This window comes from Roseomonas mucosa ATCC BAA-692, assembly GCF_000622225.1.
In the GTDB taxonomy this organism is placed as follows: domain Bacteria; phylum Pseudomonadota; class Alphaproteobacteria; order Acetobacterales; family Acetobacteraceae; genus Roseomonas; species Roseomonas mucosa.
Genome location: NZ_JHWD01000017.1, coordinates 21,946 through 44,613, shown reverse-complemented (window position 1 = coordinate 44,613; position 22,668 = coordinate 21,946). Strand labels below are relative to the sequence as shown.

Annotated in this window: 18 protein-coding genes; 6 read left to right on the top strand and 12 right to left on the bottom strand. The window is 70.6% G+C overall.

Features of this window, described 5'->3' with window-relative positions:
• Positions 1-204 precede the first annotated feature (204 nt).
• The 3 genes from BT98_RS0115195 to ribA all read right to left on the bottom strand — a co-directional run bounded on the left by BT98_RS0115195 (position 205) and on the right by ribA (position 2,664).
• Positions 205-762, bottom strand: a complete 558-nt coding sequence (locus BT98_RS0115195; RefSeq protein ID WP_019460979.1) for a Smr/MutS family protein — start codon at positions 760-762, stop codon at positions 205-207.
• Between the two features lie 166 nt (positions 763-928).
• Positions 929-1,432, bottom strand: coding sequence for a L,D-transpeptidase family protein (locus BT98_RS0115190; RefSeq protein ID WP_019460978.1), 504 nt, complete (start codon positions 1,430-1,432; stop codon positions 929-931).
• Between the two features lie 59 nt (positions 1,433-1,491).
• Positions 1,492-2,664 carry a GTP cyclohydrolase II gene (gene ribA / locus BT98_RS0115185; RefSeq protein ID WP_079253487.1) on the bottom strand — a complete coding sequence of 391 codons (1,173 nt, stop codon included), beginning with the start codon at positions 2,662-2,664 and terminating at the stop codon, positions 1,492-1,494.
• A 236-nt stretch (positions 2,665-2,900) separates the two neighbouring features.
• On the opposite strand from ribA, the gene BT98_RS0115180 reads away from it, so the two are divergent.
• Positions 2,901-3,617, top strand: a complete 717-nt coding sequence (locus tag BT98_RS0115180) for a response regulator transcription factor (protein WP_019460976.1) — start codon at positions 2,901-2,903, stop codon at positions 3,615-3,617.
• A gap of 252 nt (positions 3,618-3,869) precedes the next feature.
• Here BT98_RS0115180 and BT98_RS0115175 read toward each other — a convergent pair whose 3' ends face one another.
• Positions 3,870-4,457 (bottom strand): malonic semialdehyde reductase, encoded by a 588-nt coding sequence (locus BT98_RS0115175; RefSeq protein WP_019460975.1) that lies wholly within the window; start codon positions 4,455-4,457, stop codon positions 3,870-3,872.
• A 348-nt stretch (positions 4,458-4,805) separates the two neighbouring features.
• On the opposite strand from BT98_RS0115175, the gene BT98_RS24610 reads away from it, so the two are divergent.
• Positions 4,806-5,969 carry a glycosyltransferase gene (locus BT98_RS24610; protein ID WP_019460974.1) on the top strand — a complete coding sequence of 388 codons (1,164 nt, stop codon included), beginning with the start codon at positions 4,806-4,808 and terminating at the stop codon, positions 5,967-5,969.
• Between the two features lie 238 nt (positions 5,970-6,207).
• Here BT98_RS24610 and BT98_RS24605 read toward each other — a convergent pair whose 3' ends face one another.
• Complete coding sequence (locus tag BT98_RS24605; RefSeq protein ID WP_037251071.1) at positions 6,208-7,536, bottom strand: DUF4910 domain-containing protein; 1,329 nt, start codon at positions 7,534-7,536, stop codon at positions 6,208-6,210.
• A 46-nt stretch (positions 7,537-7,582) separates the two neighbouring features.
• Between BT98_RS24605 and BT98_RS0115160 the strand changes: the two genes are divergently transcribed.
• Together BT98_RS0115160 and BT98_RS0115155 are read left to right on the top strand one after the other, a co-directional pair.
• Positions 7,583-8,119, top strand: a complete 537-nt coding sequence (locus tag BT98_RS0115160) for a dTDP-4-dehydrorhamnose 3,5-epimerase family protein (protein WP_019460972.1) — start codon at positions 7,583-7,585, stop codon at positions 8,117-8,119.
• Positions 8,120-8,546: 427 nt separating this feature from the next.
• Positions 8,547-9,518 carry a crotonase/enoyl-CoA hydratase family protein gene (locus BT98_RS0115155; protein WP_019460971.1) on the top strand — a complete coding sequence of 324 codons (972 nt, stop codon included), beginning with the start codon at positions 8,547-8,549 and terminating at the stop codon, positions 9,516-9,518.
• A gap of 112 nt (positions 9,519-9,630) precedes the next feature.
• Here the strand turns inward: BT98_RS0115155 and BT98_RS0115150 are convergent, their stop codons facing one another.
• The 7 genes from BT98_RS0115150 to BT98_RS0115120 form a co-directional block, all read right to left on the bottom strand.
• Positions 9,631-12,282, bottom strand: a complete 2,652-nt coding sequence (locus BT98_RS0115150; RefSeq protein WP_115359307.1) for a hybrid sensor histidine kinase/response regulator — start codon at positions 12,280-12,282, stop codon at positions 9,631-9,633.
• A 502-nt stretch (positions 12,283-12,784) separates the two neighbouring features.
• A complete protein-coding gene (polA, locus tag BT98_RS0115145; protein ID WP_019460969.1) occupies positions 12,785-15,682 on the bottom strand; it encodes a DNA polymerase I in 2,898 nt (965 codons plus the stop codon).
• Positions 15,683-15,713: 31 nt separating this feature from the next.
• The gene (locus tag BT98_RS0115140; RefSeq protein ID WP_019460968.1) at positions 15,714-15,938 is read right to left on the bottom strand and encodes a zinc-finger domain-containing protein; all 225 of its coding nucleotides are present in this window, start codon (positions 15,936-15,938) and stop codon (positions 15,714-15,716) included.
• A 428-nt stretch (positions 15,939-16,366) separates the two neighbouring features.
• Positions 16,367-17,254, bottom strand: a complete 888-nt coding sequence (locus tag BT98_RS0115135) for a prephenate dehydrogenase/arogenate dehydrogenase family protein (RefSeq protein WP_019460967.1) — start codon at positions 17,252-17,254, stop codon at positions 16,367-16,369.
• The gene (gene hisC / locus BT98_RS0115130) at positions 17,251-18,333 is read right to left on the bottom strand and encodes a histidinol-phosphate transaminase (protein WP_019460966.1); all 1,083 of its coding nucleotides are present in this window, start codon (positions 18,331-18,333) and stop codon (positions 17,251-17,253) included. The genes BT98_RS0115135 and hisC overlap by 4 nt, the downstream gene beginning before the upstream one ends.
• The gene (locus tag BT98_RS24600; protein ID WP_157223104.1) at positions 18,330-19,217 is read right to left on the bottom strand and encodes a chorismate mutase; all 888 of its coding nucleotides are present in this window, start codon (positions 19,215-19,217) and stop codon (positions 18,330-18,332) included. Before BT98_RS24600 ends, hisC begins: the two co-directional genes overlap by 4 nt.
• 596 nt (positions 19,218-19,813) lie before the next feature.
• A complete protein-coding gene (locus BT98_RS0115120) occupies positions 19,814-20,728 on the bottom strand; it encodes an AEC family transporter (RefSeq protein ID WP_019461709.1) in 915 nt (304 codons plus the stop codon).
• A gap of 207 nt (positions 20,729-20,935) precedes the next feature.
• Between BT98_RS0115120 and BT98_RS0115115 the strand changes: the two genes are divergently transcribed.
• The gene (locus tag BT98_RS0115115) at positions 20,936-22,036 is read left to right on the top strand and encodes a TRAP transporter substrate-binding protein (RefSeq protein ID WP_019461708.1); all 1,101 of its coding nucleotides are present in this window, start codon (positions 20,936-20,938) and stop codon (positions 22,034-22,036) included.
• A 129-nt stretch (positions 22,037-22,165) separates the two neighbouring features.
• Complete coding sequence (locus tag BT98_RS0115110) at positions 22,166-22,579, top strand: DUF2501 domain-containing protein (protein WP_019461707.1); 414 nt, start codon at positions 22,166-22,168, stop codon at positions 22,577-22,579.
• The last annotated feature ends 89 nt before the right edge of the window (positions 22,580-22,668 follow it).

Sequence of the window (22,668 nt, the reverse complement as noted above, 5' to 3'; positions counted from 1 at the left end):
ACCAGCGCGGACAGGGTGCCTTATCTTCTTTTCAGGAGCCCCGCGTTGCCGCCTGCTCCCAGGGATCAGGCCGCAGAACAACGTCCACCGCAGGCGCCAACTCAGGCCCGGGGTCCGGGGGCCGGCTTCGGTCCCCGGCGGAGAGGGGGTCCGGGGCGAGAGGCAGAGCCTCTCCCCCGGGAGCCAGCCACGGAGCGCGACGCGCTACCGCGCCACCTTCACCCGTTCCCGCCGCCGCAGCAGCAGATGCACCGCCCCGGTATTCGCGGCATGGGCATGGGCGACGCCCAGCAGCAGTGCTCGCAGCGGCGGCAGGTTCAGCCAGTGCGGCAGCTCCCGTCGCAGCACGCCGCCTTCGCCGGAACCCTTGCCGGTGACGATGGCGACGCAACGCAGGTCGTCGGCATGGGCGGCCAGGATGAAGGAGAGCACGGCGGCATGGGCGTCCTGCACCCGGCGCCCATGCAGGTCCAGCACCCGCTCGGGCCGGATGCGGCCTTTCCGCAGCTCCTTCCAGCGCTTCGCGTCCAACCCCGGGCCCGGCTGGCCCACCTGCAGCTCCGGCATGGCCGGGCGCGCCGGCTTCGCGGGGCGGGCCGGGGGCAGCGGTGGCGGGGCGGGGGGCGCCTCGGCCGGGGCGAGGGGCGGAGCGGGTTCGGCCGGCGGCGCATGGCCGGGCAGCGCCGCGACATGGTGCATCGCGACCCAGGCCCGCCACAGGCGGCGGTCGGACTCGCTCAGCCCGCGGGGGCGTCGGGCCATGGGCGGTTGCCAGCCAGGAAAGCCAAGGGGAAAAGCCATGCCGTTGAAGGGACGGGGCCCGCGGCGGCCGCCGGTTCCCTGAATGGCCCCGAAACAGGTCCGGTGCAAACGCTCGTTCCAAGGGCGTGCCATGCTGCGCGGCAGCCGCCGGGTGGCGCGGCCGGGCTCAGCCGGGGCGGACCTCGATCCCGGTCAGGCCCTTCGACAGCACAAAGAGCAGGTCCGGCAGGGCCAGGGCGACGCAGCCTTCGGTGGGCGCCAGGTCCGGGCGGGCGACATGCAGGAAGATGGCGCTGCCGCGCCCCCGCACCACCGGATCGTCGTTCCAGCCCAGCACGCCGACCATGTCGTAGAGCCCGTCCGGCCGCCAGAGCTCCTCGTGCCGCGCCGGGTGCGGCAGGGTGACGGCGCGGTTGTAGTCCGGATGCCCCGGATCGTCGCACCAGCCGTCCCGCGGCGCGATCGGCTCCACCGGCACGGCGCAGGCCGGCGGGTGCAGGCGGTCGGCGCGGTACAGCACCCGGCGCAGCGGCAGGGTCGCGATGGGGGTGGCGCCGTCGCCCTCGGCCTTGTCGGCGCGGATGCCGCCTTTGCCCAGGGCGCAGGGCCAGCGGTCGCGGCCGAGGATCAGATGGCCGGTGGTCTGGCCATCCGGCAGGACGAGGCCCATCACGTCGGGGGCATTCCCTGAATGTGTCGTTGCGCCAATGCTTCGTTACGCCGGAACGGCTACTTCAGCAGGTGGCCGAAGCGCAGCGCCTTGGTTTCCAGATAGCCGTCATTGACGCCATTGGCCACGAAGGCATGCCGCACCCGGCCCACCACCTCGATGCCGCAGGCGGCGAGGCCGGCGATCTTTTCCGGGTTGTTGGTCAGCAGCCGCACGCGCGGGATGTGCAACGCCCGCAGCATCTCCGCCGCGACCAGGAAGTTCCGTTCGTCGGCGCCATAGCCGAGCGCCCGGTTGGCATCGAGCGTGTCGAGCCCGCCATCCTGCAGCGCATAGGCGCGCAGCTTGTTCACCAGCCCGATTCCACGCCCTTCCTGCGCCAGGTAGAGCAGCACGCCGCTGCCCTCCGTTGCCATGCGGGCGATGGCGCCGCGCAGTTGCGGGCCGCAGTCGCAGCGCAGGCTGCCCAGCAGATCCCCGGTGAAGCATTCCGAATGCACCCGTGCCAGCGGGGCCCCGCCGCGGGCCGCCAGGGCCTCGGGCTCGCCTACCAGGATGGCGAGGTGCTCGATCCCCCCATCCGCCGGGCGGAAGGCGACGATCCGGGTCTCGGCGGAACCTTCCAGCGGCACGCGGGCCTCGGCCACGGCGGCCAGGGTGGTGGCCGCCGTTTCCGGATAGGCGATGATATCGGCCGCCGGCACTTCGAGCAGCCCTTCCGGCAGGGCCAGGCGTGGCGCGGCGACCAGGGCGGGCAGCAGTCGCCCGAGCTTGGCCAGTGCCAGGGCCGCCCGGGCCAGGGGGGGCACAGGCACCGGCTCGGGTGCCACCGGCAGCAGGCGCTCCGCCGTCGGGTCCGCGAGGTGACGGAGCGCCGCCGGGTTCAGCAGGGTGGGCGAGGCCCGCAGGGCAACGGGCCCGGCCGCCGTGTCGGGATCGGTGTCCAGGATGGCGGCGGCACGCGTCGCCTCCAGCAACAGGACCGGCGGCTCCCCATCGCCCGGCATGGGGCCCGGAACGAAATCCGCGAGCCCCCGGCCCGAGAGCGTTTCGGCCGCCCCGACCAGCAGCCCGTTCCCGTCCGGCCCACGCAGCAGAACCGGCGTCCCGCGCCGGAGTTCCCCCAGGGCACGGTGCACGCCACGCAGGGCCTGGACATGCAGGACCTTGTCGGCGCCGCTTTCCAATGCGGCATCAGGGCGTCCCGGTGCGGGCCGGGCCAGGGGATCCATGGTTCTGTTGCTTCTCTTTGTTCGTTCGGAAGGGAAAAACGTGAGGGCCTGATGCGGAATGGACACAGAATGCCCCGGGGCTGTCAAAATGGCGGTCCTTGCAGTCTTGCCAATCTTCCAATAGCCACGAAATCGCGAGGCGAAGTCTTGCATGGCCGGTTCCCGGTCGGCACAATCCAGGAACGCTGCGGTTGTAGCATCTTGGGAATCTTGACAGTTGCGACAATGAGGATGGCATGTCCGGCCCCCGGCCTGTCCTGATCGTGGATGATGACCCGGCGCTTCGCGCCACTCTGAGCGAACAATTATCCCTTGATGGGGAGTTCGCGGTGCATGAGGCCGGGACGGCCGAGCAGGCGGAGCATGCCCTGCTGGAGCCCAGTGCGCGTTACGACGCGGTGCTGCTCGATATCGGCCTGCCCGATGGCAATGGCCGCGACCTCTGCGCCAAGCTGCGGCGTGATGGGGTACGTGTGCCGATCATCATGCTGACCGGCGCCGACGGGGAGAGCGACGTGGTGCGCGGGCTGGATGCCGGCGCCAACGACTACATCGCCAAACCTTTTCGGATCAACGAGTTGCTGGCCCGCCTCCGGGCCCAGCTGCGGGTCTTCGACAACAGCGAGGACGCCGTCTTCGTGGTCGGCCCCTATACCTTCCGCCCGGCCGCCAAGGTGCTGCAGGACACGGTGAAGAACCGCCGCATCCGGCTGACCGAGAAGGAATGCTCGATCCTGAAGTTCCTCTACCGCGCCGGCGGTCGTCCGGTGGCTCGGCAGGTGCTGCTGAACGAGGTCTGGGGCTACAACGCGGCGGTGACCACGCATACGCTGGAAACCCATATCTACCGCCTTCGCCAGAAGATCGAGCAGGACCCGGCGAATGCCTCCCTGTTGCTGACCGAAGGCGGCGGCTACCGCCTCGACCCGGCCGCGGGACGTCTGGCGGCCTGATTCGGCCGGCGGCCTCCTTATCCCTCTGACGGTTCCCTGTGGCGGCTGCCGGAGAGCCATTGCTCTCCGGCGCGATCCGGCATCGGCGAGCGCCAACGAAAATGGGTCCAGTACCCGCAGGGTCCTGGCGGATGAGGGGGTCCGGGGGAAAGGCGAAGCCTTGCCTCCGGGATGGCGCGACGGCAGGCCATGAAGCGCTGCAGACCGGCGGACGGATCGTGGCGGCCTCGGATAAGGCCGCCATCCGCCGGGTCAGGCGATGCGGCAGGCTTCCTCGAAGCTCAGGCGCGGCAGGCGGTCGCGCACCCCGGCGGGGTCGCCATGGCCCAGGTTCACCAGCATGTTGGACTTGATCCGCGTGCCGGCGAAGAAGGCCTCGTCCACCAGGGCGTTGTTGAAGCCACTCATCGGCCCTGCATCCAGCCCGACGGCGCGTGCCGCCATGATCAGGTAGGCGGCCTGGAGGCTGCCGTTGCGGAAGGCGTTGACCTGCCGCACCTCGGGGTCCGCGTACCAGGGGCGGGCATCCATGTGCGGGAAGAGCTTCGGCAACTGCTCGGTGAAGTCCAGGTCATAGGCGGCGATGGCCACGACCGGGGCGCTCATCGTCTTTTCCAGGTTGCCGCTCGAAAGGGCGGGGCGCAGCTTCTCCTTGCCCTCCGGGGAGGTGACGAAGACGAAGCGGGCGGGGGAGCTGTTGCCGGCGGTCGGACCAAGCTTCAGCAGGTCGTAGATCTCGCGTAGCTGAGCCTCGGAGATGGGCCGATCCTGCCACTTGTTCTGCGAACGGGCGGCGCGGAAGAGCCGGTCCAGCGCGGCGGTGTCGATCGTATCGGGCATGTGTCACTCCAGGACGGGGCGACCGCCGGCGGGAATGGGCCGGGATCGCGCGATCGGGCAGGCGACCGGAGCATGCCCCGTGCCAGGGGCATGGAGAAGCCGGGTATGAGGGCCGGACAACGGCGCTGCGGGACAGGTTAGACCCCCTGTCCGGTCGGCGCCAATCACCGGCGCCCATGATCGCGATGCGTCAGGCAGCGTGACCGGGGCGCCTGGCGGGGGCAGGCCGGAACCGCGCATCCCCCTTTGGAAACAGCGGAAAGACGCTTCCCGCCGCCTGTCGCATCGGTCATGAAACGCCCCGGAAAATCCGGGCGTTCAGCGCCCGCCACTGTCAGGGACCGATCCTTGCCTGTCTTCCGCGAGAGCCTGCAGCTTCGCCTTCCGCCCGGTCCGCCCCCGCCCGCCCTGGTTGCCATCCCCGCCCGTGACGAGGCCGAGGCGATGCCCGTCTGCCTCGCCGCCCTGGCCGCGCAGGCCATGCCCGACGGCCTCCCGCTGGCCCCGGGCCGCTTCGGCGTGGTCCTGCTGGTCAACAACAGCCGGGACGGCACCGCCGCCCTGGCGCGGGACATGGCGGGGCGCCTGCCTTTCCCGCTGCTGGTGTTGGAGGAAAGCCTGCCGCCCGAGCTGGCCCATGCCGGCGAGGCGCGGCGCCGCGCCATGGAGGCCGCCGCCTTCTGGCTGGAGCGGGACGCCGTGCCGGATGCCGTGCTGCTGACCACGGATGCGGATGGCCGCCCGGCGCGGGACTGGGTGGCGCGCAACCTCCTGGCGCTGGAGGCCGGGGCGGATGCGGTGCTGGGCCTGATCACCGTGGACCCTGAGGAGCATGAGCGCGCCCTTCCCGCTGCCCTGCGCCAGCGCAGCGCGGAGGAGGAGCGTTATGATTCCCTGCTGGTGGAGCTGGCGGCGCGGCTGGACCCCGACCCGGCCGATCCCTGGCCCCGGCACGACTGCGAATCGGGAGCCAGCATGGCCGTGGCCCTGGATGCCTATCGCCGTGCCGGCGGGCTGCCCTCGCAGGCCCTGGGAGAGGACCGGGCCTTCTGCGACGCGCTGCGGCGGATCGACGCGCGCCTGCGCCATGCGCCGGAGGCGGTGGTGGAGGTGTCCTGCCGCCTCCATGGCCGCGCCCAGGGCGGCATGGCGGATACGATGCGCTTCCTGATCGGCGCCACCGATGCCCCGATCGAGGGGCGGCTGGAACCGGCCCTCGATGCCGCCCGGCGCTACCGGCTGCGGGCGCTGGCGCGCCGGCTTTTCCGGGCCCCTCTGGACGCCGTCGCGGCGGAGGCCGCCGGATTCGGGCTGGAAGGTCCGGCCCTGGCAGCCCTCCTGGCGCAGCCCAGCTTCGGCCGGGCCTGGGAGGCCGTGGTTGCCGCCAGCCCGGCGCTGCGGCAACGCACCCCGCTGGAGCGTCACGACCTGCTCCCGGAAACGCGGCGCGTGGAGGCGCTTCTGGCTCCACTCCGAGCCGTTCCGGCGGAGACACCGAACCCAGTTCCCTGACGGCGCGACAATGATGCAGGGGGCAGAATTTTCCCCCGGTTGGGTTGCCATGGCCCCCGGCGGACCCCCACTCCGCCGGAAAGCCAGGCTCTCCGGCGCGATCCGGCGGCAGCAAGGACCAACTCATCGGGTCCAGGGCGCGCAGCGTCCTGGCGGATAGGGGGTCCGGGGGAAAGGCGGAGCCTTTCCCCCAGGGTCAGCGCAACGCCGGAAGTGTGATTCGCGCGTCCTGGATTGATCAGCCCGCCCGGTCCTGCCCGATGGTCCGGCCTTCCGCCGGCACCAGCAGCCCGGCCTCCGACAGCGCCCGCGCTGCCGCCGCGACGGCCGGGAAGGGCTTGCCCGCGCGTTCCGCGATGTCCAGCAGGGAATGCGTGCCGTCGGCGAGGTTCAGCACCCAGAAGACGGTCATCTGGTCGAAGCGGGCGCGCGCATCCTCCTGGTCGTGCTGGCCGCCGATGGCCTTGTAGAGGCCACGCCGGCCGAGCTGCGGCTCGCCATAGGGCTGCATGTTGAGGGGGATGTAGTCCGCCTCCGCCATCGCCACGACCCGCTCCAGCGCCATCAGCGAATGCTCCAGCGATTCCGGCTTCACCAGCGAGGGGTTGTCGGCGGAGGTGTGGTATTCCGGAAAGCTGCCGTTGGGCGAGCGCATCAGGCAGCCGACCGGCAGGTTGAAGCCGGGCGAGCAGTACTGCCGCTCGTCATAGCCATAGGGGATGAAGGGCAGCACGCGCTCGGCGAAGCCTTCCTCCGCCAGCACATGCGTGGCGTAGCGGTCCACCGGCGCATCGCCGCGGCGGGAACGCTTGTAGGTCAGCCCTCCGGCATCGCCCAGGCAGCTCAGCACCAGCCCGTGCCGGATCCGCCCGACCGTATCGCGGTTGCGGGCCAGCCAGGTGATGGCGCCGATCGTGCCGGGCAGGAAGACGAAGCGCAGGCCCAGCTTCCGGCCGTTCCGCCGCTTCTGCGAATCCGCCAGTGCCATGGCCACGGCGATGGAGGCGAGGTTGTCGTTGGCCAGCGAGGGGTGGCAGCAATGGATGGAGAAGAGGAACTCCTCCCCGCTCTCGCCCGGCAGGAACAGCTCGCCATAGCTGAGCGCGCCGGGCGCCAGGGTGGTATCCACCACGACGCGGTAGGCCTCGTCCTGCATCGCGTCGCGCTGGTTCTGCGTCAGGCAGAAACCCCAGCTCCTTGCGTAGTAGCCGGTGCGGTAGGGGATGAGGTCCGGCTGGTCCGGCAGGCTATGCAGGTGCCGCTCCAGCTCCTCCCGCGGCACCACCCGGTCCACCGGCAGGCTGTACTGCACGAGGTGCAGGTTGTTGTCGCGGAAATCTACCACCGTCTCGCCGTTCAGGCGTTCGATCCGGGCGCCCCGCACCGTCCATTCCTCCGGCACCTCCCAGTCCAGAACCGGCGTGCCGCTGGGCACCTCATGGATCTCCAGCCCGATGCGGTCGGAGATGTAGCGCAGCGTCTGCCGCAGGCCCGTCCCGGTGATGCTCCGGCAGATCGGAAACAGCGCCTCCACATGTCCATGCAATTCCTGGCCAAGCCCACTCATCGGAAAACCCTTCGCTTCATCTCAATATTGGTATAAAGACAGTAAAATGATCTTCCAATCTACCAGGATCGAGGGCCTCTGGGCCATTGTGATCGAGCGCCACCGCGACGAACGGGGCTCCTTCGGTCGCACCTTCTGCGAGAAGGAGTTCACGGAGCGCGGCCTCAATGGCCGCTTCGTGCAGAGCAGCACCTCCGTGACGCGGCGCGCCGGGACGCTGCGGGGCATGCACTACCAGCGGCCACCCTATGAGGAGGTGAAGCTGGTGCGCTGCGTCCGCGGCACGATCTTCGACGTGGTGGCGGATGTCCGGCGCGATTCGCCGAGCTTCGGGACATGGCAGGGATTCCGGCTGGGGCAGGACGAGGATCTGAGCCTCTATATCCCCACCGGCTGCGCCCATGGCTTCCTGACCCTGACCGACGACGTGGAAGTGACCTACAGCATGTCCACGCCCTTCGCGCCGGGCTTCGCGGACGGATTCCGCTACGACGATCCGGGCTTCGCCATCGAATGGCCGACCGCCCCAAGCCTGGTGGCGGAGAAGGACCTGGCCTGGGCGCCGTTCCCGGCAGGAGCCTGAGCCCCCTCCGGCGGCACCTGCGTACGCCGCCGCCATCCGCCGCCTGTGTGGCGGCGGGCCGAAACGGGCCGGCACCATCCGCCGGGCCGCCCATCGAAAGAGCGCCGAGATGGAGCGCGCGGGAAGAGACCGACACCAGGACGGGGAGCCGGCACCGGGGGCTGCGTTCCCTCCGTGGCCAGGTCCCGAACGCGCAGCCTTCCAGAAGCGCGGCACCGGCATCCGCGGGGGATTGCGAAGCATCTGCCATTTTGTTTCTAATAAGAAACAAATATTGGTGCCTCCGCTTCTTTCCCCGCCACACGATTCCTTTCGCACGAGCTGATGCGGACAAAGACGGCGGGGAGGGCCTTATTCAGAATGCCGGTGCCCCCGCCCGCACGCTGGGCGAGAGGGGTGTCCGCGTTCCTTAGAAAAAGGCTCTTCCATGACCTACTTCTCCACCACTTCCTTCCCCAACTCACCGGTACAGCACCAGCTGGTCTCCGCCCGCATGGAGATCCAGGGCCTCAGCCCCATCGCCACGGATGGCAGCCTGGTCCTGGACAAGGACTTCGCCGATATCCGCGTCCGCCTGGATGCCGAGGCCCGCACCTTCTGGTGCCACCTGGTGCCGCAGGGCCGCCCTTGCGTCTCGCCGGGCGTGCTGCGCGACCTGACCGAGATGCAGGCGGATGTCGCCCGCTGGCTGGCCCAGGCTGGCGAGAAGCGCCCCTTCGACTATTTCGTCGTGGCCTCGGGCATTCCCGGCATCTTCAACATGGGCGGCGACCTGAAGCTCTTCGCCGAGGCGGTGCGCAAGGAGCAGCGGGTGCTGCTGCAGCACTACGCGCACCGCTGCATCGACGTGGTGTACAACAACCTCGTCAGCTACGGCGCCCCGGTCGTGACCATCGCGCTGGTGCAGGGCGACGCGCTGGGCGGCGGCTTCGAGACGGCGCTGTCCTGCAACCTGATCGCGGCGGAGCGGGGCACCAAGTTCGGCCTGCCGGAGGTGCTGTTCAACCTGTTCCCCGGCATGGGCGCCTACAGCCTGATTGCCCGCCGCATCGGCGCGGTGCAGGCCGAGCGCATGATCCTGAGCGGCCGCATCTACACCGCCGAGGAACTGCATGAGCTGGGCCTGGTGGACATGCTGCTGACCCCGGGCCAGGGCGACGAGGAGCTGCGGCAGTACATCGCCGGACAGGGCCGCCGGCACAACGCGATGCAGGCGGTGTTCCGCGCCCGCCACATCGCCGCGCCGGTGACGCTGAAGGAGCTGCGCGACATCGTCGATGTCTGGGTGGATGCGGCGATGCGCCTGTCCCCGGCGGACCTGCGCAAGATGGAGCGCCTCGCCGCGGCACAGGAGCGCCGGACCAGCCGCGACCGGGGGATCGGCATCGCGGCCGAGTGACGGCCCGCCCTGCGCCCGCGACACCGGGCGAAGGAGAAGGGCCGGCGGGGGAGGCCCTCCCCGGCGGCTCCGACCCCTCAGGCTGGCGGCCAGGACGAGGCTCGCGGCGGGATCAGTCCCGCCGGGTCACCAGCACCGGCGGCAGGGCCTGGCGCCGCAGCAGCGCCGCCCGCACCGCCTCGAACTCGGCAACGAGCCGCGCCGCCATTTCCGCGCCGTTCTGGCGCACCATCTCGTCGCTGGCGAACTGCCAGTCGCGGCAGAGCTCCGGCAGGACCAGCGCGCCGACATTGGCCGCGCTGCTGCGCAGGGCATGCACCCGGTCCCGGAACGTCGCGCCATCCTCCAGGCGGACGGCTTTTCGCACCTCCTCCAGATGGGCGGCCGCTTCCGTGAGGAAGGAGGCGACCACGTCCGCGACGAACGCGGCGCCGCCCAGCGTTTCCAGATTTTCCAGCATCGTCTCGTCGAGCAGCGGCTGGCCGGCCAGGACCGGCGGCGGCGCATCGGGCGGGAGGCCATGGGACGGGACCGGGATCGGCGCGAGAGCCGGCTCGGGCCGCGGATTCTCATAGACGGTCCAGGGCGGCATGGCCGTGGCGGGCCGGGACGGCTGTTCGTCCGGCGGCGAAACCACCGCCAAGGGAACTGTCTGGCGCCGGATCGGCACGGCCGGGGATGGCTTGTCGGCCAGGAGGCGCTCCACCAGGTCCAGCAGGGTTTCCAGGTCGATCGGCTTGGTCAGGCAGGCATCCATGCCCGCCTCCAGTGCCCTTTCCCGCGCCTGGCTGGTGGCGTCGGCGGTCAGGGCGACGATGGGCAGGTGCGGCTGGCCGAGCGAGGCCATGCGGTAGAGCTTGGTCGCCTCCAGCCCGCCCATGACCGGCATGTTCACGTCCATCACCACGAGGTCGAAGCTGTCCCGCTCCAGCAGGTCCAGCGCCTCCTCGCCATTGCCGGCCAGGGTGACGGCATGGCCGCCGGTTTCCAGCATCCGCGACAGCACCTTCTGGTTCACCCGGTTGTCGTCCACCACCAGGATATGCCGCCCGGCCGTGCGTCCGCGGACCAGCGCCTGCTCGTCCTCCATCCCCACCCGCCAGAGCGTGTGGGCGGCGCGCAGCACGGGCGGCAGTTCCGCCTCCAGCCGCTGCGCCGACAGGATGGCCAGCGCCCCGAAGCGCCGCGACGGCTCCGGGAGGCCGGGCAGCGTATCGGGCCGGATCAGCAGGACGGGCAGGCGCGCGGCCTCCGGCGGCAGGTCGGGCTGAGCGGGCGGCCCGGGGGCCTCCTCCGCCTGCTCCGCCACGGCGGGCTCCTCGCCCAGCAGGATCAGCGTCCGCGGCCCCTCGCCCGCCGGGACGGCCGCGGCGAGCAGGCGGCGGGCCTCGTCGCGGCCCCGCGCCAGGGCGAGGCGCAGTCCGGCCGGCTCCGCCGCCCGTTCCAGGGCCGGCAGCAGGCTGGCGTCGCGCACCAGCACCACCGCATGCCAGGGCATGGGCGAAGGTGTGCCCTCGGCGGCGGCACGCTCCATGGGCAGGATGAGCCAGAGCGTGCTGCCACGGCCCAGGCGGCTCCGCACCCCGATCTCGCCCCCCTGCGCCCGGACCAGGCGGCGGGAGATGGACAGGCCCAGCCCCGTGCCGCCGAAATCGTTGGCGATCCGCTCATGGGCCTGGGTGAAGCTCTCGAAGATGCGCTCCTGGGCCTCCGGCGCGATGCCGATCCCCGTGTCCGACACTTCCAGCCGCAGCAGGATGCCTCCCGGCTGTTCCTGCATGTCCAGGGCCAGGACCACCCCGCCCTGGCGGGTGAACTTCACCGCGTTGCCGGTCAGGTTCAGCAGCACCTCGCCCAGGCGGCGCCGGTCGCCGCGCAGCAGGCCGGTGCTGCGCGGCGTGACGTGGAAGCCGAGGCGGAGGTCCTTCTCCAGCGCCTGGGCGGTGACCAGCCGCGCCGCGTCGCGCAGCACCGCCACCGGATCGAAGACCACCTGCTCGAAGGCGACGCGGCCCGCATCCAGGCGCGACAGGTTCAGCAGGTCGTCGATCAGCGAGATCAGGGAGCGCGCGGAGGTCTGGATCGTCCCCGTCATCTCCCGCTGCTCGGGCTGCAGCGGCGTGCGGCGCAGCAGGTCGTTCATGCCGACGATGGCGGTGACCGGCGTACGCAGCTCGTGGCTGACGCTGGCCAGGAAGAGGCTCTTCGCCTGGCTGGCCTGTTCCGCCTGGTCCCGCGCCAGGGACAGCTTGCGGATCAGCATCGCGGCATAGCCCGGCAGGACCACCAGCCCAGCCAGCAGGCCCAGCGCCAGCGGGTAGTTGGCCTGCCAGTAGGGCGAGACATGGATGATGGTGCCGAAGGCCAGGATGGACAGGCCCGCCGCGACGCCCAGATAAGCGATGCCGAAGCGGAAGCCGTTACCGAAGATCACCCAGAGATAGAGCGGATAGAGCGCGGCCACATAGACACCGCCGGTGAGCAGCCCGCCCGAGAGGGTGCCCAGATCCAGCACGATCCCCGCCAGGCGTCGCAGGACGGAGGCGCCGGGGCGGAGCACCAGATGCCCGCAGAGCAGCAGTGTCGCGATGGCAAAGGCGGCGCAGAGCCACCGCGCCTCTTCCAGCGAGGCATCGGAGGGCACCACCAGGAAGAAGTACACCAGCGCGCAAAGGGCGATCGCCACCCGGTTCAGGGCGATCTCGTGCTCCTTGTCGGGACGGCGGCGAAGCCGGGCAACGATCCATCGCAAAGGTGAGGCCACGGGCACGATCCAGAACGTCGGAGAGCCGGGGAAACCCTCCTCCCGGCACGGTTATAGCCCGGGCGGACAGGGCGGGGCGACCGTGGCACGGTTCGTCGTTGCGATACGATTATAAAATATTCAGCCACAGGTTGTTGCGCAAGGAAATCCGCCCTCCCTGAATCATCCTTCCGAATCAACAACAAGTAACCCAGGAAACAAGAATGCAACTTGCGCCTTTGAGCCGAGGCAACAGGGGACAAGCACAACCTGTAATGGTAGGATGGGGCACCCGCGCGCAAGCCGGCCGGAAACTGCCCCTACCTCGATTTCACCGCTTCGCCAGGTTCCGGAGCTTTGGTGCGCCCCTCCAGCCGGGATCAGGCGGCAGACTGGCGGCACCCACGCAAAGCCAACGAAAGCCCGGGGCCCCTGGACCGGCCGGGGAGAGAGGCAGAGCCTCTCTCCCGGCGGGCCATCACGAAGCGCGACGCAGAACGGCCAGGAAAAGCGGCTGGCCGGATCAGTGCGCCTCGGCCCAGGAATGTCCCGTCCCGACCTCGACGGACAGGGGGACATGCAAGGTCGCCACACCCTCCATCACCTCCCGCACCAGCGTCGCCGTCGCCTCGACCTCACCCTCCGGCACCTCGAAGAGCAACTCGTCATGCACCTGCAGCAGCATGCGCGCCGAGAGTCCGGCCTCGCGCAGTGCCAGCGGCATGCGGACCATGGCGCGCTTGATGATCTCCGCAGCCCCTCCCTGGAAGGGGGCGTTGATCGCCTGCCGCTCGGCATTGGCGCGGATCTGCGCCTGCTTGGCGGTGATGTCGGGAATCCACAGCGCCCGGCCGAAGGAGGTGCGGACGAAGCCGTGGATGCGGGCCTCCTCCTTGATCTTCTCCATCGCGTCGCGGATGCCCGGATACTGCGTGAAATAGGCGTCGATGATCCCCCGCGCCTCGCCCGGGGAGATGCCAAGCCGCGGCCCCAGGCCGAAGGCCGAGATGCCGTAGATGATGCCGAAATTCACCGTCTTGGCACGGCGGCGCAGCTCGCGGTCCACCGGCGCCCCTTCCGGCAGGCGGAAGATCTCCCGCGCCGTGCGGGTGTGGATGTCCTCGCCCTTGCTGAAGGCCTCCCGCAGCGTCGGCACGTCGGCCATGTGGGCCAGCAGCCGCAGCTCGATCTGCGAATAATCCGCCGCCAGCAGGACATGCCCCGGCTCCGCCACGAAGGCGCGGCGGATCTTGGCGCCTTCCTCGGTGCGGATGGGGATGTTCTGCAGGTTGGGCTCGGTGGAGGAAAGCCGGCCGGTGGAGGTGATGGCCATGCTGAAATCCGTATGGACCCGGCCATCGGCGGCGATCTGCGCCTGCAGCCCGTCCACATAGGTGGATTTCAGCTTCGAGAGCTGCCGCCAGTCCAGCACCTTGCGGGGCAGCTCGTGGCCCTGGGCCGCCAGCTCCTCCAGCACGAAGACGTCGGTGGAATAGGCGCCGGTCTTTCCCTTGCGGCCGCCGGGCAGGCCCATCTCGCCGAACAGGATATCGCCGAGCTGCTTGGGGGAGCCGACATTGAAGGCGCGGCCGGCGAGGCCGTGGATCTCCGCCTCCAGCGCCGTCATGCGCTGGGAGAAGTCCTCGCCGATCCGCGCCAGCTCCTCGCCGTCCACCTTGATGCCGGCGGTTTCCATGTCGCGCAGCACGGCGATCATGCGACGCTCGACCTGCTCGTAGAGGGCCAGCGCCCGGCGTTCGCGCAAAAGCGGCTTCAGCGCCAGCCAGAGGCGCAGCGTGACATCCGCATCCTCCGCGGCATAGGCGGTGGCCTGCTCCAGCGGCACCTGGGCAAAGGGCTTGCGCGCCCTGCCGGTGCCGGTCACCTCGTCATAGGTGACCGGCTGGTGCGCCAGATGCCGGCGCGACAGCTCGTCCATCCCATGCCCGTGCCGCCCGGCATCGAGACTGTAGGAAAGCAGCATCGTGTCGTCCACCGGATCGACCGTGAGGCCGCCATTCTCCGGCCGGGCCAGCACCTCGGTGTCGTATTTCGCGTTGTGCAGCACCTTCAGCATGCCGGGCTCGGCCAGAAGCGGGCGCAGCAGGGCAATCGCCTCGTCGAAAGGCACCTGCTGCGGCGCCGGCTGCAACAGGTCGCCCGAGGCATGGCGCAGCGGCAGGTAGGCCGCCTGCCCCGGCGCGACCGCAAGGCAGACGCCCACCAGATTGGCCGCCAGCGCGTCCAGGCTGTCCGTCTCCGTGTCCACCGCCACCACCCCGGCCTCGCGCGCCCGCGCGATCCAGGCTTCCAGCGTTGCGAGATCGGCGATGGTCTCGTAGGGGCCGAAGGGCGCGGCCTCGGCCGGCACCGCCAGCGGTTCGGCGGGAACCGGCGCCTCCAGCGCGGCCGGCGGGCGACGGGGGCCGCTGTCGCGCAGGCCGTCCTGGCTCAGCCCCAGCCGATGCTGCAGCGAGCGGAAGCCGTTGCGCTCCAGGAAGCCGCTCAACCGCGCCGGCTCGGGCGGCCGGGTGACGAATTCCTCCACCGGGTGCGGCAGGGGGGCGTTGCGGTCCAGCTCCACCAGCCGGCGGCTGATGCGGGCGTTCTCCGCATTCTCCTCCAGCGTCTGGCGGCGCTTGGGCTGCCTGATCTCGGACAGGCGGGAAAGCAGCGTCTCCACGTCCCCATAGGTCTCGATCAGCTGCGCGGCGGTCTTCACGCCGATGCCCGGCACGCCCGGCACGTTGTCGGTGGGGTCCCCGGCCAGGGCCTGCACCTCGACCACCTTCTCCGGCGGCACGCCGAACTTCTCCATCACCTCGGCGGCGCGGATCGGCTTCTGCTTGATCGGGTCCAGCAGCTCGACGCGCTCGTCCACGAGCTGCATCAGGTCCTTGTCGGAGGAGACGATCGTCACCCGCCCGCCATCCCGCGCGAAGGCGGCGGCATAGGAGGCGATCATGTCGTCCGCCTCGTAGCCCTGCTGCTCCACGCAGGCGACGCCGAAGGCCGCCGTGGCCTCGCGGATCATCTTGAACTGGGGCACCAGCTCCGGCGGCGGCTCGGGCCGGTGCGCCTTGTAGTCGGGGTAGATCTCGTTGCGGAAGGTGCTGCGGGAGGCGTCGAAGACCACGGCGATATGGCTGCCCACATGCCGGGACAGGAAGTTCGACAGCATGCCGGAGAAGCCGAAGACGGCGTTCACCGGCACGCCCTCCGGATTGGTCATCGGTGGCAGGGCGTGGAAGGCGCGGAAGATGTAGCCCGACCCGTCCACCAGGATCAGGTGCCGCTCGCCCGGCGGGGTGGCCGGCACGCCGCCCGCCGCCCCCGGCATGTTGATGACGGCGGCTGTGGCCGCTTCCTGCTCCGGGGCCGTGCTGTCACGGGGGGTCCCGGAGGGTGCATCCTCGGTCATCGCCGCCCCTTTCCGAATTCCTGCCAGCGCCTCAGTGGTGGCCGTCATCCCCCGCGCCCTCGGCCAGCACATAGGTGCGCGAGCAGTAGGGGCAGGTGACCTCCCGGTCCTCGATCCGCATGTAGATGGTGGGATGCCCCAGCGCGCCCTTGCCGCCGTCGCAGGCCACCACCCGGCTCTCCACCGTGATCTTGTCCACCGGCGTCACGCCGGGAACGATATGAGGGGTATAGCCGGTGTAGCTGCTGTCGCGCATCGGATCGCTCGCCTGCAGGAAGGATGGGATCCCCTAGATAGGCCCTCCGCGCCCTCCGGGCCAGGGTGGGGGGCAAGGCAGGGGATCAGGGCTTTGCTGCCACTGCCAGCCGGGAGGCCTTGCCTTCCCCGGGGCCCCATCCACCAGGACCCTGAGGGTCCTGGACCTCCCCTTCGCTGGCTCTCGCTGACACCGGATCGCGGCGGGAAGCATGGCTTCCCGGCGACTGCCGCTGCCACCAGCGCGAAGATAGTGTCTTTCCTTTCTCCGGGAGCTTGCCGGTCCGCCTGTCCCCAGGAGTGGGCCACAGGCCGACCTTGCCGCCAGCACCAACTCAAGGCGGGGTCTGGGGAGATACTATCTCCCCAGCGGTGGGGGACCGGGGGAGGCGGAGCCTCCGCCCGGGGGCATCCGCCGGAAACCCCACTTCAGGCTTGCTTCATCTCGATCAGCGAGCGCCGGACCTTCCGCCCGCGCTGGATGCGGTCCTCGATGAAGCCTGCCTCGCCCCAGCGCACCGCGCGGCCCAGGGCCTGGGAATCCTCGGTGAAGCGCGCCAGCATCTCCAGCAGCGCCTCGCGGTTGTTCAGGAAGATGTCGCGCCACATGGCCACGTCGCTGGCGGCAATGCGGGTGAAGTCGCGGAAGCCCGAGGCGGCGAAGCGCAGGATGTTGTCCTGCGTCTCCTGCGCCAGGTCGTCGGCGGTGGAGCAGATGGTGAAGGCGATCAGGTGCGGCAGGTGCGAGACGATGGCCACCACCTTGTCGTGCTTGGCGGCGTCCATCACCTCCAGCGTCGAGCCCGCGCGGCGCCACATCTCCGTGACTTTCTCCACGGCGGTGGGATCGGCGCCCGGCGGCGGCGTCAGGATCACCCAGCGGCCCTGGAACAGCGCGGCGAAGCCGGCATCGGGGCCGGAGAACTCGGTGCCGGCCATGGGATGGCCCGGCACCAGGTGCACGCCTTCCGGCAACAGGGGCAGCAGGTCGCGCAGCACGCTGCTCTTGGTGCTGCCGACGTCGCTCAGCACGCAGCCCGGGGCGAGATGCGCCGCGATCACCGACATCACCCCGTGATAGGCGCCCACGGGCACGCAGAGGACGACCGCGTCGCAGCCCTCCACCGCCCGCACCGGATTGGGCTCCACCGTATCGGCGATGCCCAGTGCCCGCACCCGCCCGATCACCGTGGCGGAACTGTCGTGCACCACCAGATGCCGGGCGATGTCGCCCCGCTCGCAGACCAGCCGCGCCAGGGAGGAACCAATCAGGCCGGCGCCGATGATGCAGAGGCGGCGGAAGAGGGGATCGCTCATCCGCGCGCGAAGCCGGTGAGCGCCTCGATCACCATCTCGCATTCCTCGGCATTGCCGATGGTGACGCGGAGGTAGCGCGGCAGGCCATAGCCGCCCATGGCGCGCACGATCAGCCCGCGCGCGCGCAGATGCGCGTCGGCGGCCCCGGCGCGCTCGGCGCTGCCGAAATCCACCAGCACGAAGTTGGTCTCGCTCGGCCGCACCGGAAGGCCCACCGCCTCCAGCGCCGCGCTCAGCTTCGCGCGCCATTCGCTGTTGTGCGCGACGTTCTTCCCGATCCAGCCCGGCTCGGCCAGGGCGGCGATGCCGGCGGCGGCGGCGGCGGCGTTCACGTTGAACGGCCCACGCACCCGGCCCAGCACAGCGACGATGGTGGGCGAGGCATAGGCCCAGCCCAGGCGCATGCCGCCCAGTCCATAGATCTTGCTGAAGGTGCGCAGCATCACCGTGTTGTCGCTGGCATCCACAACCTTCGCCCCGGCGTCGTAGCCCGGGGCGGTAACGTATTCCGCATAGGCGGAATCCAGCGCCAGCAGGATGTCGTCGCGCAGGCCCGCGCGCAGGCGCTCGACCTCGCCCTGCGGCAGCAGCGTGCCGGTCGGGTTGTTCGGGTTGGTGAGGAAGACCAGCTTCGTGCGCGGCCCGACCGCGGCCAGCATGGCATCCACATCGGCGGTCAGCTCGCGCTCCGGCACCTTGATGACGCGGCAGCCGGCCCAGAGCCCGGTCAGCTCGTACATCTGGAAGCCGTAGGCGGACATGACGAGCTCGGTGCCCTCGCCGCCATAGGCCATGATCAGCAGCGCGATCAGCTCGTCGGAGCCGTTGCCGCAGACGATCCGCGCCGGGTCCAGCCCATGTGCCGCCCCGATCGCCTCGCGCAGCGCCTTCGCCCCGCCATCCGGATAGCGGTGCGCCTCGGTCGCCATCGCCCGGATCGCCTCCACCGCGCCGGGCGGCGGGCCGAAGGCGCCCTCGTTGGAGGACAGCTTCACGATGCGGTTCACGCCCGGGATCCTGGATTCGCCGCCGACATAGGGCTCGACGGCGAGGATGGAGGGACGGGGCATCACGGTCATGGCAGGCTCTCCGGCTCGGCATAGGCGCCGAGCAGATCGGCGCGAAAATTCTTCAGGCGGGGGTCGTCGGCGGACAGGAAGCCCTCGATCTCGGCCAGGGCGCAGCCCTCCGCGCCCCTGTCGGCCGCGCGCCCGGCGCCCGTCTCGTGCGGGTGCGGCAGGTCGCGGAAGGGGATCAGCCGCAGCACCTTCAGCCCCGCCGCCGACAGCGCGGCGGCCAGCGCATCGCGCGACATGTCCGGCGCGTGGGCGAGGCGCAGCAGGGAACGGTCGCGCCCCGTGGCTTCCGGCGCCATGGCGGCGACCACCAGCGCCTGCGGCCGCTGCCCCGCGGCGGCGAGGAAGGGCAGCGCGGCCACCACGTGCAGGCGCGGCGCCTCCAGCCGCAGCCACCAGGCGGCCTCGGCCAGGTCGCCGTCATCGGGCATCGGCAGGATGGCGAGGTTCGCTTCCCCGGCGGACAGCGCGGCGAGCACCCGGCCCACCGTCGCGTGCAGGCGCAGCGTGCTGCCCTCGCCGTAATGGGCGCGGGCCAGGGAGGAGAGCGGGGATTCACCCGGATTCCCGCGCTGTGGCTGCAGCACCGCGAGGGAGAGCGGCCCCTGCTGCAACAGCGAGGCCGCGATGATCTCCCGCCAGACCTGGACCATCGTGCCGGCCGGAAGGGGGGGATGATGGCGGGCCAGCAGGCGGCGAAGGATTCCCGCCTCGCGCCCCGGGCGATAGGGGAAGCTGTCGTTCTTCACCCGGCTGGCGGCCATGCGGGCGGAAAGCGCCGCCCGGCGCATCAGCAGGTCGTGCACCGCGTCGTCGATCGAATCGATCTCGGCACGCAGCGAGGCCAGGTCGGGCAATGACAGGTCGGGCGACGGCAGGTCGGTCATGATATCCGGCGAACCCATAATGCCCTCCTTGCCCCGCGCCAAGGCGAAGGGAAAGACCAGGCCAGACCGGATTCGCGCCGGCCCGGCGGATTCGCAGGGCTGCCTCCCGCAGGACGGGACGGAGCATATCACGCTGGCGCCAACACAGGGGAAGCCGCGTTCCCCACCAGAAGGGGATGGATGGCCGCCCCTTCCCGTTGCCGCCTCCGCGGGATCGCCTTGCGCCCGGCGTTGCGCCGTCCCGGGTGAAAGGTGCTGCCTTTCCCCCGGACCCCCTATCCGCCAGGACGCTGCGCACCCTGGACCCGATTCGTTGGTCCTCGCTGCCGCCGGATCGCGCCGGAGAGCCTGGCTCTCCGGCGGACTGCCGGTGCCCCATCAGCGCGGTTACGGTGTCTTTCTTCCTTTTGGGAGTCCCGCCTTTCCACCTGCTCCCGGAGATCAACGGCAACCTGACGGCAACCACGAGCGCCAGTTCATGTCCGGGGGCCGGCTTCGGTCCCCGGCGGAGAGGGGGTCCGGCGGGAGAGGCGGCGCCTCTCCCCCGGCAGGTCACCACAAAGCCAAATGGCCGGGAAAAGCAGCCCCTCGAAGGGTCAGGGCAGCAGCAGCCAGGCCCAGAAGGGCAGGCTCAGCACCGCCAGGATATGCTGCCCGGTGGTCATGGCGGCGATGAGCGGGGCATCGCCGCCCATGGCGCGCGCCATGACATAGCCTGTCGTGGCGGTCGGCATCGCCATGAACAGCACGGCGACCGAGGCGGCCAGGGCGTCGAGGCCGAAGAGCCGCGCCAGCGCCAGGGTGAGGAGCGGCATCAGCAGCAGCTTCTGCGCCGCCACCAGGTTCTGCAGCAGCGGCCGGTCCCGCAACGCCCCCAGGGTCAGCGCCGCCCCCACGGCGAGCAGGCCCAGCGCCACCGAGGCACCGCCCAGCGCGCGCAGCAGCGGCCCCAGCCCCGGCGGCAGGCCGCCGAGGGCGGACAGGGCGAAGCCCAGCAGGCAGGCCAGGATCAGCGGGTTGAGCGCCACCTGCCGCAGCACGGAGGCCGGGCGCGGCCAGCCGCGCTCGCCGCCCATGGCGAAGGCGATGGTCAGGATGAACTGCACGCAGGGCACGATCAGCCCGGTCGTCACCCCACCCAGCGCCACGCCGGGCGCCCCCAGGACACCGCCAGTGACGGCGAAGGCGACGAGGTTGTTGAAGCGTATCCCTCCCTGCAGCACCGAGGTCGCGCTGGCATGGTCCTGCCGCATCAGCCGGGCCAGCAGCAGCGCCAGGGCGGTGCCGAGCAGAAGCGCCAACCAGATGCTGGCCGCCATGCCGCCGAATGGCAGGCTGCGCAGGTCCACCGCGGAGATCGAGGACACCAGCAGCGCGGGCATCAGCACGTAGAAGACCAGCCGCTCGATGCCTGCCCAGACCGCGCCATCGCGCAGCATGCGCCGCTTCAGCAGCATGCCGAGTGCGATCAGCCCGAAGGCGGGCACGAAGGCGTCGAACCACATGGTCATGGCCGGACGGGGCCGTGGGGAGGAGGTAGGGCTGCATCGATTCGCGTCATCGCCGGCAGGCTATGGCATATCGGTGGAGGGGGCAGGGGGCCCGGGGCCTTGGCAGGGGCAGGCCTTGCGGGTGCCCGCCCACCCCTTCACCCACCCCTGGCGCTTCCGCCCGATCTCTGCTGCTCTTGCGGCAAGAACCGGTTTCGGGAGGAATCCATGCAACGCCGCGCCCTGCTGACCGCCGCCATGGCGGCCGCGCCCGCCCTGCCCGCCGCCGCCCAGGCCCCCGCCGGCGGCACGGAGGCGATGCCGGAGATCCGCTGGCGCCTGACCAGTTCCTTCCCGCGCTCCACCGACATCCTCTACGGCACCGCCGAGAAGATGACGAAGCGCGTGGCGCAGCTCACCGACAACAGGTTCCAGATCCGCCTCTTCGCGGCGGGCGAGATCGTGGGTGGGCTGCAGGCGCTGGATGCCGTGCAGAACAACACGGTCGAGGCCTGCCACACCGCCACCTACTACTACACCGGCAAGGACCCCTCCTTCGCCTTCTTCACCGTCGTCCCGTTCGGCATGAACGACCGGCAGCAGACGAGCTGGTACCAGCAGGGCGGAGGCCAGGCGCTGATGGAGGAGCTGCTGAAGGACTACAACGCGGTGCCCTTCATGATGGGCAACACCGGCGCGCAGATGGGCGGCTGGTTCCGTAAGGAGATCAAGAGCCTCGACGACGTGAAGGGGCTGAAGTTCCGCATCGCCGGGCTGGCGGGCGACATGTTCGCCAGGATGGGCGCCGTGCCGACGCAGCTCGCCGCCAGCGACATCTACCCGGCGCTGGAACGCGGCACGATCGATGCGGTGGAATTCGTCGGCCCGCATGACGACGAGAAGCTCGGCTTCGCGCGGGTCGCGCCCTACTACTACTATCCCGGCTTCTTCGAGCCCTGCGCGCAGACGCATCTGCTGGTCAACCAGCGCGCCCTGGCCACGCTGCCGCCGCATTACCGCGCGGCGCTGGAAACCGCCTGTGCCGAGGCGAACACCGACATGCTTTCACGCTACGACCAGAGCAACCCGGAGGCGCTGCGGCGGCTGGTGGGCGCGGGCACGCAGCTCCGCCCCTGGCCGCGCGACGTCATGACCGCAGCCTGGAAGGCGGCGAACGAACTCTATGACGAGATCGGCAACCGCAACGAGCGCTTCAAGCGGATCTGGGAAAGCTACCGCAAGTATCGCGACGAGGAGTTCCTCTGGTTCCGCGTCGCGGAATACAGCTACGCCAATTTCGCCTTCACCGCGGCGCAGACGGTGAAATAGCCGTGCCGGGCGAGGCCGCCCGCGCCTCCCCCTTTCCGGCCGCGCACGAAATCCTGTGGCCGGCCCGGGGTTGCGCCGGGGGGCGGCCTGTGTTCCGTCACCGCCTCCCGGAAGGTTAAGGAGACGCCGATGCGACATCTCGTGACAGGCCTCGCCGTCATGGCCCTGCTGACCGCCGCGCCCGCCGCCGTCACCCCCGCGCGGGCGCAGCTGATGGACACGCTGAAGAACGCCGCCGGCAACAGCCTCGGCAGCATCGCGGTGCCGTCCCCGGCCGCCGCCAGCAGCAGCAACATCGCGGGGCTCATGCAATACTGCGTGCGGCAGCGCCTGACCGGCGGGGCGGAGGCGGCCTCGGTGAAGGACCAGCTCCTGGGCAAGCTCGGCGGAACCGCCAAGCAGAGCGGCAACCCGGGCTTCGTCGAAGGCTCCAAGGGCGTGCTGGACGCGCAGGGCAAGAGCTTCGACCTCGCCAGCCTGAAGAGCGAACTCGGCCAGAAGCTCTGCGATCAGGTGCTGCAGCGCGCCAAGGCCCTGCTCTGAGGCCACCCGCCGCGCGGCCTCCTCGGCACGGCCGGCGGGGGCGCCCAGCGGGAGCGTGGAGCCTGAAGGGAGCCTGAAGGCCGCCCCGC

Excerpts from the sequence above, each read along its gene's own strand:
- BT98_RS0115135 (WP_019460967.1), bottom strand. The coding sequence starts at position 17,254 with ATGAGCGATCCCCTCTTCCGCCGCCTCTGCATCATCGGCGCCGGCCTG.
- polA (WP_019460969.1), bottom strand. The coding sequence starts at position 15,682 with ATGACCGAGGATGCACCCTCCGGGACCCCCCGTGACAGCACGGCCCCG.
- BT98_RS0115175 (WP_019460975.1), bottom strand. The coding sequence starts at position 4,457 with ATGCCCGATACGATCGACACCGCCGCGCTGGACCGGCTCTTCCGCGCC.
- BT98_RS0115140 (WP_019460968.1), bottom strand. The coding sequence starts at position 15,938 with ATGCGCGACAGCAGCTACACCGGCTATACCCCTCATATCGTTCCCGGC.
- BT98_RS24605 (WP_037251071.1), bottom strand. The coding sequence starts at position 7,536 with ATGAGTGGGCTTGGCCAGGAATTGCATGGACATGTGGAGGCGCTGTTT.
- BT98_RS0115190 (WP_019460978.1), bottom strand. The coding sequence starts at position 1,432 with ATGGGCCTCGTCCTGCCGGATGGCCAGACCACCGGCCATCTGATCCTC.
- BT98_RS0115195 (WP_019460979.1), bottom strand. The coding sequence starts at position 762 with ATGGCCCGACGCCCCCGCGGGCTGAGCGAGTCCGACCGCCGCCTGTGG.
- BT98_RS0115160 (WP_019460972.1), top strand. The coding sequence starts at position 7,583 with ATGATCTTCCAATCTACCAGGATCGAGGGCCTCTGGGCCATTGTGATC.
- BT98_RS0115115 (WP_019461708.1), top strand. The coding sequence starts at position 20,936 with ATGCAACGCCGCGCCCTGCTGACCGCCGCCATGGCGGCCGCGCCCGCC.
- hisC (WP_019460966.1), bottom strand. The coding sequence starts at position 18,333 with ATGACCGTGATGCCCCGTCCCTCCATCCTCGCCGTCGAGCCCTATGTC.
- ribA (WP_079253487.1), bottom strand. The coding sequence starts at position 2,664 with ATGGATCCCCTGGCCCGGCCCGCACCGGGACGCCCTGATGCCGCATTG.
- BT98_RS0115155 (WP_019460971.1), top strand. The coding sequence starts at position 8,547 with ATGACCTACTTCTCCACCACTTCCTTCCCCAACTCACCGGTACAGCAC.
- BT98_RS0115120 (WP_019461709.1), bottom strand. The coding sequence starts at position 20,728 with ATGACCATGTGGTTCGACGCCTTCGTGCCCGCCTTCGGGCTGATCGCA.
- BT98_RS24600 (WP_157223104.1), bottom strand. The coding sequence starts at position 19,217 with ATGACCGACCTGCCGTCGCCCGACCTGTCATTGCCCGACCTGGCCTCG.
- BT98_RS0115180 (WP_019460976.1), top strand. The coding sequence starts at position 2,901 with ATGTCCGGCCCCCGGCCTGTCCTGATCGTGGATGATGACCCGGCGCTT.
- BT98_RS0115110 (WP_019461707.1), top strand. The coding sequence starts at position 22,166 with ATGCGACATCTCGTGACAGGCCTCGCCGTCATGGCCCTGCTGACCGCC.